This window comes from Kribbella sp. C-35 (assembly GCF_046549195.1).
Lineage (GTDB): Bacteria > Actinomycetota > Actinomycetes > Propionibacteriales > Kribbellaceae > Kribbella.
Window position 1 is genome coordinate 1098173 of record NZ_JAJPWG010000003.1, and the last position, 13807, is coordinate 1111979.

The window sequence follows — 13807 nt, forward strand, 5'->3', positions numbered from 1 at the left end:
AGGGTGACGCGCTGCCACCGGCCGGGCAACACATTTCCATGCCACGGAGACTATTCTGTGGACGTGAACGCAGCCGGAGCAGAACCGCCACGCGGCCGCGGCGGCCAGCTCGCCGCCCAGCGGCAGGCCACGATCGTTGCCGAGGTCAACAGCCGGGGCGCGATCACGGTGGCCGAACTGGTCGACCGGTTCGGGGTCTCGGACATGACGATCCGGCGCGACCTGGACGCCCTGGACTCCAGCGGCCTGCTGCACAAGGTGCACGGCGGCGCGACCTCCGTGGGCCTGCGCAGTGCGCACGAGCCGGGCTTCGACGCCAAGCTGACCCAGGAGTCCGCGGCCAAGCAGGCGATCGCGGCCGAGGCCGCCACCCGGGTGCAGCCCGACAGCGCGATCGGCATCGGCGCCGGTACGACGACGTACGCGCTGGCCCGTCAGCTGTTGCGGGTGGAAAACTTGACGGTTGTCACGAACTCGGCGCGGATCGCCGACGTGTTCCACGGCAACGGGCGTTCGGACCGCACCGTCGTACTGATCGGCGGCATCCGGACGCCGTCGGACGCACTGGTCGGCCCGATCGCGACCGCTGCGCTGGCGTCACTGCATCTGGACCTGCTGTTCCTCGGCGCGCACGGTGTCGACGCCGAGCACGGGCTGAGCACGCCGAACCTGATGGAGGCCGAGACCAACCGGTCGTTCATCGCCGCGAGTCGTGAGGTGGTCGTGGTCGCGGATCACACCAAGTGGGGGACCGTCGGCCTGAGTACGTTCGCGACCTGGTCCGACCTGGACGTGATCGTCACCGACAACGGCCTGACGCCCGCCGCCCGCAAGGCCATGCGCGACACGGGATGCGACCTCGTCATCGCTTCCTGAACCCCGGCGCGCGTTCGCGCGTCAGCTGACCCGGGAGGCGCCGGCTGACGGCGTCGCGGCCAGCGAGCTCGGGGCCGAGAAACCGTGTTCCGCAAAGGCTTTCTCGATCGCGGACAGGACGGCGTCGGCGGCCGGGGCCTCGACCAGCGCGATGATGCAACCGCCGAAACCGCCGCCGGTCATCCGCGCACCGAGTGCACCCGCCTCGAGCGCGGTGTCGACGGCGACATCGAGCTCCGGCACGGTGATCTCGAAGTCGTCGCGCAGCGAGGCGTGCGACGCGGTGAACAGCGGACCCACGTCGCGCAGCTTGCCGGCCCGCATCAACGCGACCGCGTCCTCGACCCGGCGGATCTCGGTCACCACGTGCCGCACACGCCGCCGTACGACGTCGTCCGACAACCGTGCGAGCGCGTCGTCGAGGTCCTCGAACGCGATCGACCGCAGCGCCGGTACGCCGAGCTCGGCCGCTGCCTGCTCGCAGCTCTTCCGGCGCGCGGCGTACTCGCCGTCGACGTGCCGATGCGGTGCCTTCACGTCGACGACCAGCAGCGTGAGATCGTCGGCCGGCGGGTTGAACGGGATCTGGTCGGTGGACATCGCGCGGATGTCGAAGAACAGCGCGTGGCCCTCGGTGCAGCACATCGAGGCCATCTGGTCCATCAGTCCGACGGGTGCGCCGACGTACTGGTTCTCGGCCTTCTGCGCCAGCCGCGCGATCTCGGCCGGGTCGACCTGGAGGTCGCGCAGGCCCAGCAGCGCCACGAACGTCGCGCACAGCAGGGCGGCCGACGACGACAGCCCGGCGCCGGACGGGAGGTCCGAGTCGACCAGCAGGTTCGCCCCGCCGATCGGGTAGCCGGACTCGCGCAGGATCCAGGCGGCACCGGCCGGGTACGCCGCCCAGTCGCCGACCGAACCCGGGGCCAGGTCGTCGATCGCGAACTCGGTGACGCCCCGGTGCCCGCTCGACGCGACGGCGATCCGGCCGTCGTCCCGTTTCGAGGCGGTGACCAGGATGCGGTTCGGCAGCGCGATCGGGAGTACCAGGCCGTCGTTGTAGTCGGTGTGCTCGCCGATCAGGTTGACCCGGCCCGGGGCGCGCCAGCTGCCGTCGGGCGACGTACCGAAAACCTTCTGGAAGCTCACTGGCCGGCCTTTCGCAGGGTGTCGGCCACATCCTCGGGCCGGGTGTCGCTGATGAACGCGCCCATGCCGGACTCGGAGCCGGCCAGGTACTTGATCTTGTCCTTGGCCCGCCGGATCGACAACAGCTCCAGGTGCAGGTAGCCGAGCTCGCGATCGATCCGGACCGGGGCCTGGTGCCAGGCGGCGATGTACGGCAGCGGCTCGCCGTACAGGCCGTCGAAGCGGCTGAGGACGTCGAGGTACAGCTCGGCGAAGTCGTCGCGCTCGCCGACCGACAGCTCGTCGATACCGCCGACCTGGCGGTGCGGGTACAGGTGCACCTCGACCGGCCAGCGGGCGGCCTCCGGGACGAACGCGGTCCAGTTGCCGTTCTCGGCGACGACCCGGGTGCCCTCCTTGCGCTCCGCGGCCAGGACGTCGGCGAACAGGTTGCTACCGGCAACTTCCTGGTGCTTGCGGGCCTGCCGCAACAGGTTCTGCATCCGCGGCGGGATGAACGGGTAGGCGTAGATCTGGCCGTGCGGGTGGCTGAGCGTGACGCCGATCTCGCGGCCGCGGTTCTCGAACGGGAACACCAGCTCGACGTCCTCGCGGGCGCCGAGCTCGGCGGTCCGGTCGGCCCAGGTGTCGACGACCAGCCGGGCCTGCCCCTGGGACAGATCGGTGAACGAGCGGTTGTGGTCGCTGGTGAAGCACACCACCTCGGTCCGGCCCGGGCCGGCGAAGGAGGGAAACCGGTTCTCGAACACGGCGACGTTGTAGTCGTGGTCCGGGATCTCGGTCGGGTTGCCCGGCTTGCTCGCGCACAGCGGGCACTGGTCCGCCGGCGGCAGGTACGTCCGGGTGTTGCGGTGGGTGGCGTAGGTGATCACGTCGCCGGTGAGCGGATCGGTGCGCAGCTCGACCTGCGGCTGCGGGGCGGGCAGGCCGCGGGTGTCCTCGAGCGGCACCCGGGCCGGCGCGTCGGCCGGGTCGTAGTAGATCAGCTCGCGGCCGTCCGACAGTCTGGTGTCGGTACGGCGTACACCGCGCGGTGTGTTCATCGTGTGACCCTCCCGGCCGTACGACGCGTCCGGCCAGGAATCATCGTAAACCAACAAACTCGAACATGCACGGTAGGACCGCCCACCGCTAGAGTTGGTAGATGGACGACTACGCCCAACGCCCGCCCTCTCGCGTATCGACGAGAGGGCGCTAGGAAACCCACCCATGAACGACACCCTGCTCAACATCGTCCTGATTCTGGTCTTCGTGCTGATCGGCGGGGTCTTCGCCGCGGCCGAGATGGCCCTCGTCTCGCTCCGGGAGAGTCAGCTCAAGGCACTCTCGCACCGCGGGCGACGCGGCGAGATCGTCGCCAAGGTGGCCGCCAACCCGAACCGGTTCCTGTCCGCCGTGCAGATCGGCGTGACCCTGATGGGCTTCCTGTCCGCCGCCTTCGGTGGCGCGACCCTCGCCGACGGCCTCTCGCCGCACCTGCAGAAGCTCGGCATCCCCGAGGGCGTCGCCGGCACTGTTGCGCTGGTCCTGATCACGATCCTGATCTCGTACGTCTCGATCGTGCTCGGCGAGCTCGCGGCCAAGCGGCTCGCGCTGCAGCGGGCCGAGACGTTCGCGCTCGGACTGGCGCCCCTGGTCGACAGGATCGCCTCCGGCGCGCGGCCGGTGATCTGGCTGCTGTCGAAGTCCACCGACCTGGTGGTGCGCGCGCTCGGCGGCGACCCGAACGCGAACCGCGAGGTGATGACCGACGAGGAGCTGCGCGACGTCATCTCCGCGCACGAGTCGCTCGGTGAGGAAGAGCGCAAGATCGTCGACGACGTCTTCGAGGCCGGCAGCCGGCAGTTGCGCGAGCTGATGCTGCCGCGTACCGAGGTGGATTTCGTCGACGCCGAGATGCCGGCGTACAAGGCGGTCAAGTTCGCCGCCGAGCGGCCGCACTCGCGGTACCCGGTGATGAACGGCTCGGCCGACGACATCGTCGGCTTCGTGCACGTCCGGGACCTGTTCGACCCGGCGGTCGCGACTCGCTCGGTGCGGGTCGGCGACCTGGCGCGCGAGGTCCTGATGCTGCCGGACACCGCGAAGCTGCTGCCGACGCTGACCGAGATGCGCCGCCGTTCGACACACTTGGCCATCGTGTTGGACGAGTACGGCGGCACCGCGGGCATCGTCACGCTCGAGGACCTGGTCGAGGAACTGATCGGCGACATCACGGACGAGTACGACGAGGAGCAGGCCGAGACCACCCGGCTGGGCAGCGGCGACATCGAGGTCGACGGGCTGCTGAACCTGGACGACTTCGCCGACGCGACCACGATCGAGCTCCCCGACGGACCCTACGAGACCGTCGGCGGCTTCCTCGCCGCCCGCCTCGGAAAGGTGCCGTCGACCGGTGACGAAGTACCGTTCGACACCCACACCCTCACGGTCACCGAGATGGACGGCCGCCGGGTCGCCCGCGTCCGGCTGCACCTGGTCAAACCGTCAGAGCAGGCTCCGCTCGGGGAACCAGAACCCGCCGCCGACTGAGGACCACGAGCCCGCCGACGACGTACCCGAGGCCCTGGAAGACCAGGATCGGGATGATGCCGACGGCGTCGCCGAGGAGGCCGGCCGCGGCGATGCCGATCAGGACCGCGACGCTTTCGGCGGCTCCGACCGCGCCGAAGATGCGGCCGCGGGTGCCGTCGACGGTGAGGTTCTGGAACACCGTCATCATCCCGGCGATGGTGAGCGCACCGGGCAGGCCGACGACGATCATGCAGACGAACGCCGGGATCACGCTGTCAGACGCCAACGGGTAGAGGAACAGGGCGGTATCGATCAGGCCGAACGCGAAGGCGCCGATTCCCCACAGGGTCGCGGCCGGCCAGCGGGAGCCGATCGCGGCGGCGATCAGGCCGCCGACGATCCCGCCGATGGCCTGCGACGACACGATCAGGCCGTACACCTTTTCGTCGCCGCCGACCTCGGCGCTGACGAACGGCGCGAACAGCGTGCTCATGATCCCTTCGCCGACGCCGGTGACCATGCTGAACACGAAGAACAGCCGAATCGCCGGACCCGCGACGCAGAGCCGCAGCCCCTCGGTCCACTCTTCCTTCAGCCGCTTGATCGCACCGCCGGCCGTCTGTTCCTTGGATTCGGGGCGTTCCTGACGGTGTCGCATCGCGGCGACGAGCACGACCGCGGCCAGGAAGGTCACGGCATCGCCGATGGCGAGCAGTGTGAGCCCGCCGGCGGCCGCGAGTACACCGCCGAGCGCCGCGCCGACCAGTCGGGCGAGGTCGCGGATCTGACTGTTCAGTGCGTTCGCCGTGACGAGTTGCTCCTCGTGCACCAGAACCGGGACCAGCGATTGCTCGGCCGGCTGGAAGAACTGCTGCAAACAGCTCTGCGCCAGTACGACGCCGTACACGATCCAGATCATGCTGGCGTCGTGGACGGCGATCAGCGGCAACAGCACCACAGCGTTGAGGATGTTCGTCACGATCATCGTGGTCCGCTGGTTCCAGCGGTCGACGAAGACGCCGGCCAGCGATCCGAGTAGGACGGCCGGCAGGAACGACGCCAGCAGCAGGCCACCTGACGCCAGCGTCGACCCGGTCAGTACGTACACCTGGAACGCGAGCCCGGTCCGCAGCAGCCAGTCGCCGATCAGCGAGATCAGGCCGGCGCTCAACATCAAGCGGTAGTCGCGCTGCTTGGCGAGGACGCCCCACAAGTCCTTCATCTGCCTACCCCTCCGGCTCCGGCGAGATCGTGACGATCTGCGTGAACGAGACATGCCGGCTGCCCGGCGGACGGGTGGACTTGTCGTCGATCGGCCGCTCGTCGACCCAGCGCTGCAGCAACGCGTCGACCTGGCCGACGAGCTCGGTCAGCTCCTCGGCCGTCAGGTAGAACCCGCTCTGCCCGATCCCCGAGCTGTCCCGCCAGACCGCGTCCTCGGACTTCCGTTGCTGCTGCCACTGGCTCAACCGCTCGAGCGCCCGCTCGGCCAGCAACTGCTCGAGTACGTCGGCCGCGGCCGCACCTTCCGGGGTCGCGGCCGCATCCCGCCACGACTGCGACGTCGACACCAGCCGCCACGGGCGCTCCCGGTTGTCCTTGCCCGGCGCCGGCTCGACGAAGTCGTACTTCGCCAACTGCCGCAAGTGATGCGACGCCAACGCCTGACTGATCCCCAGCCGCCGCGCCGCATCGGCCGCCGTCAGCGGCCCCTCCCGACCCAGCAACGACTGCAGATCCAGCCGCACCGGATGCGCCATCGCCCGAATAGCCAGCGGATCGTCCAGCAACCGCGACCGCCGCGGATCCTTTTCCAAAGACATGCTTGGAATATGCGACAGCCTGGATCCAATGTCAAGCCATTGCTTGGAATATTGGGCGCCGTACCGAAGAACGGGTAGAGGTCAGCCGGCGATGTGCAGCTGGACAGGAGGTGTCAGGCGGCGGGGTAGTGCACCTGAGCGTCGTGGTGCTTGATGTGTACGGTGTCTCGGGGTGCTCTACCTGTCGTTAGCGCACATCCGGCCAACCACTACCCGTTCTTCGGTACGGTCAGCCGGTTTGGTCGCAATGTCGAGTACGGCCGGGTGCTTCCGACCTCTGCTGCGAAGATCCAGTACCTGCCCGAAAGGACAAGAAACATGAAGTACCTGCTGATGATTCACAGCAACCCGATCACCTGGGGTCACCCGTCGTTCCTGCACACCGAGGAGGGCAAGGCCCTGCCGAAGAAGGCCCGGGACGCGCTCGCCGCGCAGCTCGACAACCTGCTGAACGAACTCGACGCCAGCGGCGAGCTGATCAACGCCGTCCCGCTCGACCCGCCAACGAAGACCCGGGTGGTCCGGGTCCGCGAAGGCGTCCGAGCAACCACCGACGGCCCGTACTCCGAGGCCAAGGAACAACTCGCCGGCGTCTTCCTCATCGACGTCACCACCCAGGCCCGAGCCGAAGAAATCGCCGCCACCATCCCCGAAGCAGGCTTCTACGCCGTCGAAGTCCGCCCGGTCTCAGTCTTCGACTGAACCTCAGTGTTCGACTAGGCGTTGGTGGTTTTTGGTGGTGGCGAGGGCGGGGTCGAGGGTGCCTAGGGCTAGCCAGGTGGCGCCTCCGACTCCGTCCCGGGCGGTGAGGACTTCGCCGGCGAAATGCTGCCGGATGAGTTGTCCGACAGGTGAAGACTCACCGGCGACGCTGCCTGCGAGCACCATCGGGCCCTTGTCCGACGTTGTCTTGAGGCGTGCGGCGGTTTCTGTGAGCAACTCGGCTGCGCGTTTCACCAGGGACCGCGCGGTCTCATCGTCCTGGGCGTACGCCGCCATCACCGCCGGCGCCAGCTCCGCAAGCAGGACCGGAGGCCGGCTGTTCACCGTCCTCACCAGGTCGTCACGCAAGGCGTCGTATCCTTCACGATGTGCAGTCGCATGCTCGTCCCGATCGGGCAGGATTGTTTGTACGACGGCCTGCCCGAGCAGCCCGAGTGGCTCGCGCAGGTCCAGTGCCTGGAGCACGCTGCGGACCGCCTCGCGGCCGAGCCAGAACCCGGACCCGTCGTCGCCCAGGAGCCAGCCGTGCCCACCCGCGGTGCGCAGCAGTTGATGGTTGCGCACCAGGCCGGCGTTGCTCCCGGTGCCCGCGATCAGCACGGTTCCGTCCGGTTCCGGCGTACCTGAGGCGAAGGCGACCTCGAGGTCGCCGATGTAGTCGGGGGCGACGGTGAGGCCGGCGCCGGTCCACGCGGCCTCGAACTGGGCCGCCACGTCCGGGCGGGCGAGCGCAACGCCGCCGGCCATCCCGACCACTCCGGCCCTGACGGCGGCGGGGTCCACTCCGGACAGCGCGGCGTGAAGGGCCTGGCCGAAGTTGGCCGCCGCACTTGCCGGGTGACTGGTCGGATTTCCTCCCGCTGCGGCTCCGCGACCGACTACGTTGCCCTCAGAGTCCGCGATCACGATCCGGGTGGAAGTGCCGCCGAGGTCGCCGCCGAGGACCAGTGGTCCGGCAGGTATCAGGACCACCTGGTCGACAGGTGCGGCGTCAGCGTCCGGAAGCGGGCGTTCGACCGACATCGCAATGCTCCAAACTGCTCGAAAGAGCCTATTAGTAAGCACAAGTAAGCAAGGTTACGCAACGGTCCCGATCTGGGGAGATCACACGGATGAGCCTTGACTTTAGCTACGAGTTGAGAAAAGTTCTGTCCAGCAAACAGCAAACTTGCGCATTTGTCGGCACTTGGAGTGTCGCTGGCGAGCAGATTAGTCGAGGGGTGGGCCGTTGATGGCCAGCAGTGACACGGGGGAATCCAGCGGCGTGAGCGCGCAGGCGTATGTTCAAACCCTGATGCCGATCCTGGCCGCGGTCACCACCCAGATCGACGGGCCGATCCAGCAGGCCGCCGACCTGATGGTCACGTCGCTGCGGGCGAACGGCGTCATCCAGGCCTTCGGCTCCGGGCACTCCGAGGCCCTCGCGATGGAGATCGCGGGCCGGGCCGGCGGGCTGATCGCCTCCAACCGGATCGCGTTGCGCGACCTCGTGCTGCTCGGCGGCGAGCCGCCCGAGCTGCTGCGCAGCGCGGAGCTCGAGCGCGACCCGGCGTACTCCCGGAAGCTCTACGAGCTGTCCGCGGCCCGTGAGGGCGACCTGTTCGTCATCGCCTCCAACTCAGGTGTGAACGGCTCGATCGTCGAGCTCGCGAGCGTGGTCAAGGAGCACGGTCACCCGCTGATCGCGATCACCTCGCTGCAGCACACCGGCGGCATGGACTCGCGGCACCCGTCCGGCAAGAAGCTGATCGACTTCGCCGACCTGGTGCTCGACAACCAGGCGCCGTACGGCGATTCCGTGCTCGACCTGCCCGATGGTGCGGGCAAGGTCTGTGCCGTGTCCTCCATCACCGCGGCCCTGATTGCGCAGATGCTGGTGGCCGAGGTACTGCGCCGGATGACAGCGGCCGGCGAGACGCCGCCGGTCTACCTGTCCGCGAACATCCCCGGTGGCGACGAACACAACCACGCCCTTGAAGCAAGGTACGCCGGTCGTATCCGGCGTACTGCCTGAAACACACTCGGAAGGCGGGACCATGACCACTCCCAACAACCTGTCGCGGCGGCTGTTCCTGCAGCGCGCGGCGGTCGGCACCTTGCTGGCGACCGGCGGCAGCACGCTGCTGGCCGCCTGTGCCACCGGCGGCGGCAACGACAGCGGTTCCGACGGCGGGGGCGCCGACAAGACCGCGGACAACCCGTTCGGCATGGCGGACAAGGCGACTGTCGACGCGGTGATCTTCAACGGCGGCTACGGCTACGACTACGTGACGTTCGCGGCCAACATCGCGCAGAAGAAGTTCGCGGGCTCGACGTTCAAGGTCGCCCCGTCCACCCAGATCGCCCAGCAGCTGCAGCCACGCTTCGTCGGCGGCAACCCGCCGGACCTGATCGACAACTCCGGCGCGAACCAGATCGGCTTCAACACGATCCTGGACCAGCTGGCGACGCTGGACGACGTCTTCGAGGCCAACAACTACGAGGGCACGAAGATCGCCGACACCCTGTACCCGGGCGCCAAGCTCCCCGGCACGTACGACGGCAAGTTCGTCGCCATGAACTACGTGCTCACCCTGTACGGCCTGTGGTACTCCGACAGCCTGTTCAAGGAGAACGGCTGGGAGCCGCCGAAGACGTACGACGCGCTGCTCGACCTCGGCGCCAAGGCCAAGGCGAAGGGCAAGTACCTGTTCGTCTGGGGCAAGGAGGCCGCGACGTACTACCACACCCTGGCCGTCGACTCCGCGATCAAGGAGGGCGGCGACGAGGTCCGGCTGGCGCTGGAGAACCTGAAGGAGAACTGCTGGTCGCTGCCGCAGCTCCAGAGCGTCTTCAAGGCCATGGAGACCATGGTCAAGAACGGGTACTTCGTCCCGGGCGGCGCCGGCACCCAGTTCACCGCCGCGCAGGCGAAGTGGAGCAGCGACCAGCAGGCCATCCTCTACCCCTCGGGCTCGTGGATCGAGAACGAGATGAAGAAGGCCACCAAGAGCGGGTTCCAGATGAAGGGCATCCCGGAGCCCACGCTCACCGACGCCCCGAAGCTGCCGTACGAGGCGCTGCGCAGTGCGGCCGGCGAGCCGTTCATCGTTCCGTCGAAGGGCAAGAACGTTGCCGGCGGCAAGGAGCTCCTACGGGCCATGCTGTCCAAGGAGGCGGCGACCAACTTCGCCAAGACGCGGCTGGCGCCGACGATCGTCAAGGGTCTCGTTCCCGCGGACGGTTTCGGTTCGACCGCGCTGCAGTCGCAGACCGCGATGCTGGACGCCGCCGGCACGAACATCTTCGACTACCAGTTCGTCGGCCTGTACGGCATGAACACCGACAACCTGGTGGTCTGGAACTCGTTCCTGTCCGGGCAACTCGACGCGGCCGGCCTGACGAAGGGCCTGCAGCAGATCACCGACAAGGTGCGTAACGACAGCTCCGTCAAGAAGATCCCGGTCACGAAGTGACCATGACGCAACAAGAGGCTGTGCCGGGAGGCGGACCCAAGCGGTCCGTCACCCGGCGCCGCCGGCCGCTGACCTTCGACCGGGCGAGCTTCATGGTCGTGTTCCTCGGCCTGCCGCTGGCGGTCTTCGTGATCTTCGTGGTCTCCCCGTTCGTCCAGGCGCTGTACTACTCGCTGACCGACTGGTCCGGGTTCAGCTCGGGGATGAACTTCGTCGGCTTCGACAACTACGTCAAGCTGTTCCACGACGACATCTTCCTGAAGGCCGTGCGCAACAACGTCCTGCTCGCGATCGTCGTACCGATCGTGACGATCGTGCTGGCGCTGACCCTCGCCACGCTGGTGACGATCGGCGGCTCGGGCACCGGGACCGTCCGCGGACTGAAGTACGCCGGCTTCTACCGGATCGTCTCGTTCTTCCCGTACGTGATCCCCGCGATCGTGATCGGCCTGATCTGGGCCCAGGTGTTCACGCCGAGCTCGGGCGTGCTGGACGCGGTGCTGTCGAAGATCGGGCTGCACCAGTTCGAGAACTACGCGTGGCTCGGTGATGCGCGGACCGCCATGCCGGCGTCGATGTTCGTGATGATCTGGGGATTCGTCGGTTTCTACATGGTGCTGTTCATCGCAGCCATCCGGGGCATCGAGCCCGAGGTGTTCGAGGCCGCCCGGATCGACGGCGCCGGCCGGTTCCGCAGCGCGGTGTCGATCACGGTGCCGCTGATCCGGGACAACGTGCAGACGGCGTACATCTATCTCGGTATCGCCGCTCTCGACGCCTTCGTCTACATGCAGGCGCTGAACCCCGGCGGCGGGCCGCAGAACTCGACCCTGGTCATGCCCCAGCAGTTGTTCACCACGGCCTTCACCAAGGGGCAGTTCGGTTACTCGACGGCCATGGGCGTGATCCTGGCCGCGGTGACGATGCTGTTCGCGCTCCTGGTCTTCACGGTGAACGCCCTGACCGGCGGACGTGAGCGGAAAGTGAAGGTACGCCGATGACAACCACCGCCGCCGACCGGGCCGACGTCGTCGCCGGTTCCCGCGCGCCCGGCCACCGGGCCCCGGAGGGCAGGGGCGTGGCCACGACCGCCCACATCGCGCTGATCCTGTGGTCGCTGCTGGTGATCCTGCCGCTGGTCTGGACGCTGCTGTCCTCGTTCAAGTCCACGCAGGAGGTCCTGGGCAACCCGCTGTCGCTGCCGGGCAAGCTGCGATTCGAGAACTACTCCAACGCCTGGACGACGGCCGGCATCGGCCGCTATTTCGCGAACACGGTGATCGTCGTCGGCGTCGCGCTGGTGCTGGTGATGATCCTCGGCGCGATGTGCGCGTACGTGCTGGCCAGGTTCACGTTCCCCGGCAACCGGCTGATCTACTACTCGATGCTGGCCGGGCTGACGTTCCCGGTCTTCCTGGCGATCGTCCCGCTGTTCTTCGTGCTGAAGAACCTCGCACTGCTCAACACCCTGCCAGGGTTGATCATCACGTACGTCGCGTTCGCGCTGCCGTTCACGGTCTTCTTCCTGCACAGCTTCTTCAAGGCGCTGCCGGGCGAGATCTACGAGGCGGCGCAGATCGACGGCGCAGGGGAGTGGCGCACGTTCTTCTCGGTGATGTTGCCGATGGCGCGGCCGGGGATGGCGTCGGTCGCCATCTTCAACTTCCTGGGGTTGTGGAACCAGTTCCTGCTCCCGGTCGCCCTGAACACGGACTCGAAGAACTACGTGCTCTCGCAGGGCATGGCCTCGTTCGCATCGCAAGCCGGTTATGCGGTGGACTTCGGCGCCTTGTTCGCGGCCGTGGTGATCACGGTGGCGCCGGTTCTGGTCGTCTACATCATCTTCCAGCGTCAGTTGCAGGTCTCCGTCACCGCCGGAGGCGTGAAGTAATAGCCTGCGGTGATGCTGAGACGGCGGACGTTGTTACAGGGGGCGCTGGCCGGTGCGGTCCTGAGCGGCTGCACCAGCAAGCCGGTCGCCCCGCCGGTGTCGAAGGACAACCCGTTCACGGTGGACGGGAACGCTCCGGTCGACCTGGTCATCGGTGAGGAGTACGGCGGATTCGCGGCGGCGGCGTACCGGAAGAAGTACGCGGCCGCCGTGGTCACGCCGAAGGTCACCACGCAACTGTCCGCCCAGTTGCTGCCCCGGTTCGCCGCGGGCAACCCACCCGACCTGGTGCTCAGCACCGGCGACGACGCGCTGAAGGTCGGCCGCCTGGTCAAGGAAGGTCAGCTGACCGACCTGCAGCAGTTGCTGGACGCACCGTCCTGGGACAACCAGGACGCGACGGTCAAGGACCAACTCTTGCCGGACATGCTGAACTTCGGCCGGTACGACGGGGCGCAGCGCACCGTCAACTACATCGCGAGCGTGTACGGGATCTGGTACTCGGCCAGCCTGTTCCAGCGCAACGGCTGGGACGTACCGCGCTCTTGGCCCGATCTGCTTGCCCTCGGCACCGATATGAAGGCGGCCGGTCTCGGCCCGTTCATGTACGCCGGTACGCATCCGTACTACCTGCTGGAACTGGTGCTCACGCTGGCCGCCAAGACCGGCGGCCCGGACGTGGTGAAGCGGATCGACAATCTCGACGCCGGCGCCTGGAAGGACGCGAGCGTCACCAAGGCGATCAACGCGGTCGGTGAGCTGACCAAGCGCGGCCTGCTCGCCGCCGGGACCGCGGACTACGACCACATCGGGTCGCAGAAACGCCTCCTCGCCTCGAAGGTCGGGATGCTGCCGTGCGGCAACTGGCTCGAGAACGAGATGAAGGGCCTGATCCCGCAGGACTTCGCGCTGACGATGTTCGCCGTACCGCCGCTGGACACGTCGCCCGCACTGGCCAGTGGGCTGCACGTCGCGGCGACCGCGCCGGTCCTCGTGCCGGAGAAGGCGAAGAACAAGGCCGGCGGGCTCGAGTACCTGCGGGCGATGCTGTCGGCCGATGTCGCGGCGCAGGTCACCTCGGAGTCGAGTCAGCTCACCATCGTTCGTGGTGCGGCCGACGGGCTGGAGATGAGTACGGCGCTCAGCTCGGCGCGGGACCTGCTTGCGTCGGCCGGCGATCAGCTCATCACGTGGTACTTCGACGACTGGTACCCGGAGTTCGCGAACGCGGCCGCCGCAGCCACCGGGCAGTTCATGGCCGGCGGACTGCAGCAGTCCGAGTGGACCGCGCGGATCCAGGCGGCAGCCGACAAGCTCAAACAGGACAAGGCGGTCACGAAGTACCACCGGGACTGAGATCTGAGTTAGGTTAGGGC

Annotated in this window: 13 protein-coding genes; 8 read left to right on the forward strand and 5 right to left on the reverse strand. The window is 67.9% G+C overall.

The features are described from left to right. Positions 1–63: 63 nt before the first annotated feature. Entirely contained in the window at positions 64–876 is an 813-nt protein-coding gene (locus tag ACLJOO_RS25210; RefSeq protein WP_130382873.1) for a DeoR/GlpR family DNA-binding transcription regulator, read from the forward strand. Between the two features lie 21 nt (positions 877–897). Here the strand turns inward: ACLJOO_RS25210 and galK are convergent, their stop codons facing one another. Both galK and galT read right to left on the reverse strand, forming a co-directional pair. Continuing rightward, complete coding sequence (galK, locus tag ACLJOO_RS25215; protein ID WP_410789828.1) at positions 898–2025, reverse strand: galactokinase; 1128 nt, start codon at positions 2023–2025, stop codon at positions 898–900. Further along, positions 2022–3068 (reverse strand): galactose-1-phosphate uridylyltransferase, encoded by a 1047-nt coding sequence (gene galT, locus ACLJOO_RS25220; RefSeq protein WP_410789829.1) that lies wholly within the window; start codon positions 3066–3068, stop codon positions 2022–2024. Before galT ends, galK begins: the two co-directional genes overlap by 4 nt. 166 nt (positions 3069–3234) lie before the next feature. Here galT and ACLJOO_RS25225 point away from each other — a divergent pair, with 166 nt between their 5' ends. Then, entirely contained in the window at positions 3235–4557 is a 1323-nt protein-coding gene (locus ACLJOO_RS25225) for a hemolysin family protein (RefSeq protein WP_410789830.1), read from the forward strand. On the opposite strand, the gene ACLJOO_RS25230 is transcribed toward ACLJOO_RS25225, so the two are convergent. Both ACLJOO_RS25230 and ACLJOO_RS25235 read right to left on the reverse strand, forming a co-directional pair. Next, a complete protein-coding gene (locus ACLJOO_RS25230) occupies positions 4505–5761 on the reverse strand; it encodes an MFS transporter (RefSeq protein ID WP_410789831.1) in 1257 nt (418 codons plus the stop codon). The genes ACLJOO_RS25225 and ACLJOO_RS25230 overlap by 53 nt on opposite strands. A 4-nt stretch (positions 5762–5765) precedes the next feature. Then, entirely contained in the window at positions 5766–6362 is a 597-nt protein-coding gene (locus ACLJOO_RS25235; protein WP_410789832.1) for an ArsR/SmtB family transcription factor, read from the reverse strand. A 318-nt stretch (positions 6363–6680) separates the two neighbouring features. On the opposite strand from ACLJOO_RS25235, the gene ACLJOO_RS25240 reads away from it, so the two are divergent. After that, positions 6681–7064 carry a YciI family protein gene (locus tag ACLJOO_RS25240; protein ID WP_410789833.1) on the forward strand — a complete coding sequence of 128 codons (384 nt, stop codon included), beginning with the start codon at positions 6681–6683 and terminating at the stop codon, positions 7062–7064. 3 nt (positions 7065–7067) lie between these two features. On the opposite strand, the gene ACLJOO_RS25245 is transcribed toward ACLJOO_RS25240, so the two are convergent. Continuing rightward, positions 7068–8108: an N-acetylglucosamine kinase gene (locus ACLJOO_RS25245; RefSeq protein ID WP_410789834.1), complete on the reverse strand. Its 1041-nt coding sequence runs from the start codon at positions 8106–8108 to the stop codon at positions 7068–7070. A gap of 208 nt (positions 8109–8316) precedes the next feature. Between ACLJOO_RS25245 and ACLJOO_RS25250 the strand changes: the two genes are divergently transcribed. The 5 genes from ACLJOO_RS25250 to ngcE (ACLJOO_RS25270) are packed head-to-tail and all read left to right on the forward strand — an operon-like array spanning position 8317 to position 13787. Further along, positions 8317–9099: a sugar isomerase domain-containing protein gene (locus tag ACLJOO_RS25250; RefSeq protein WP_410789835.1), complete on the forward strand. Its 783-nt coding sequence runs from the start codon at positions 8317–8319 to the stop codon at positions 9097–9099. A gap of 22 nt (positions 9100–9121) precedes the next feature. Further along, positions 9122–10540 (forward strand): N-acetylglucosamine/diacetylchitobiose ABC transporter substrate-binding protein, encoded by a 1419-nt coding sequence (ngcE, locus tag ACLJOO_RS25255; RefSeq protein ID WP_410789836.1) that lies wholly within the window; start codon positions 9122–9124, stop codon positions 10538–10540. A 2-nt stretch (positions 10541–10542) separates the two neighbouring features. Then, on the forward strand, positions 10543–11541 hold the full coding sequence (locus ACLJOO_RS25260) for a carbohydrate ABC transporter permease (protein ID WP_410789837.1): 999 nt from the start codon (positions 10543–10545) through the stop codon (positions 11539–11541). Then, positions 11538–12431: a carbohydrate ABC transporter permease gene (locus ACLJOO_RS25265; protein WP_410789838.1), complete on the forward strand. Its 894-nt coding sequence runs from the start codon at positions 11538–11540 to the stop codon at positions 12429–12431. The genes ACLJOO_RS25260 and ACLJOO_RS25265 overlap by 4 nt, the downstream gene beginning before the upstream one ends. 12 nt (positions 12432–12443) lie before the next feature. After that, positions 12444–13787, forward strand: coding sequence for an N-acetylglucosamine/diacetylchitobiose ABC transporter substrate-binding protein (gene ngcE / locus ACLJOO_RS25270; protein WP_410789839.1), 1344 nt, complete (start codon positions 12444–12446; stop codon positions 13785–13787). The last annotated feature ends 20 nt before the right edge of the window (positions 13788–13807 follow it).

Bases quoted from the DNA above. Each gene is read 5' to 3' on its own strand.
- galT (WP_410789829.1), bottom strand. From the start codon at position 3,068: ATGAACACACCGCGCGGTGTACGCCGTACCGACACCAGACTGTCGGAC.
- ACLJOO_RS25225 (WP_410789830.1), top strand. From the start codon at position 3,235: ATGAACGACACCCTGCTCAACATCGTCCTGATTCTGGTCTTCGTGCTG.
- ACLJOO_RS25230 (WP_410789831.1), bottom strand. From the start codon at position 5,761: ATGAAGGACTTGTGGGGCGTCCTCGCCAAGCAGCGCGACTACCGCTTG.
- ACLJOO_RS25235 (WP_410789832.1), bottom strand. From the start codon at position 6,362: ATGTCTTTGGAAAAGGATCCGCGGCGGTCGCGGTTGCTGGACGATCCG.
- ACLJOO_RS25240 (WP_410789833.1), top strand. From the start codon at position 6,681: ATGAAGTACCTGCTGATGATTCACAGCAACCCGATCACCTGGGGTCAC.
- ACLJOO_RS25245 (WP_410789834.1), bottom strand. From the start codon at position 8,108: ATGTCGGTCGAACGCCCGCTTCCGGACGCTGACGCCGCACCTGTCGAC.
- ACLJOO_RS25250 (WP_410789835.1), top strand. From the start codon at position 8,317: ATGGCCAGCAGTGACACGGGGGAATCCAGCGGCGTGAGCGCGCAGGCG.
- ngcE (WP_410789836.1), top strand. From the start codon at position 9,122: ATGACCACTCCCAACAACCTGTCGCGGCGGCTGTTCCTGCAGCGCGCG.
- ACLJOO_RS25260 (WP_410789837.1), top strand. From the start codon at position 10,543: ATGACGCAACAAGAGGCTGTGCCGGGAGGCGGACCCAAGCGGTCCGTC.
- ACLJOO_RS25265 (WP_410789838.1), top strand. From the start codon at position 11,538: ATGACAACCACCGCCGCCGACCGGGCCGACGTCGTCGCCGGTTCCCGC.
- ngcE (WP_410789839.1), top strand. From the start codon at position 12,444: ATGCTGAGACGGCGGACGTTGTTACAGGGGGCGCTGGCCGGTGCGGTC.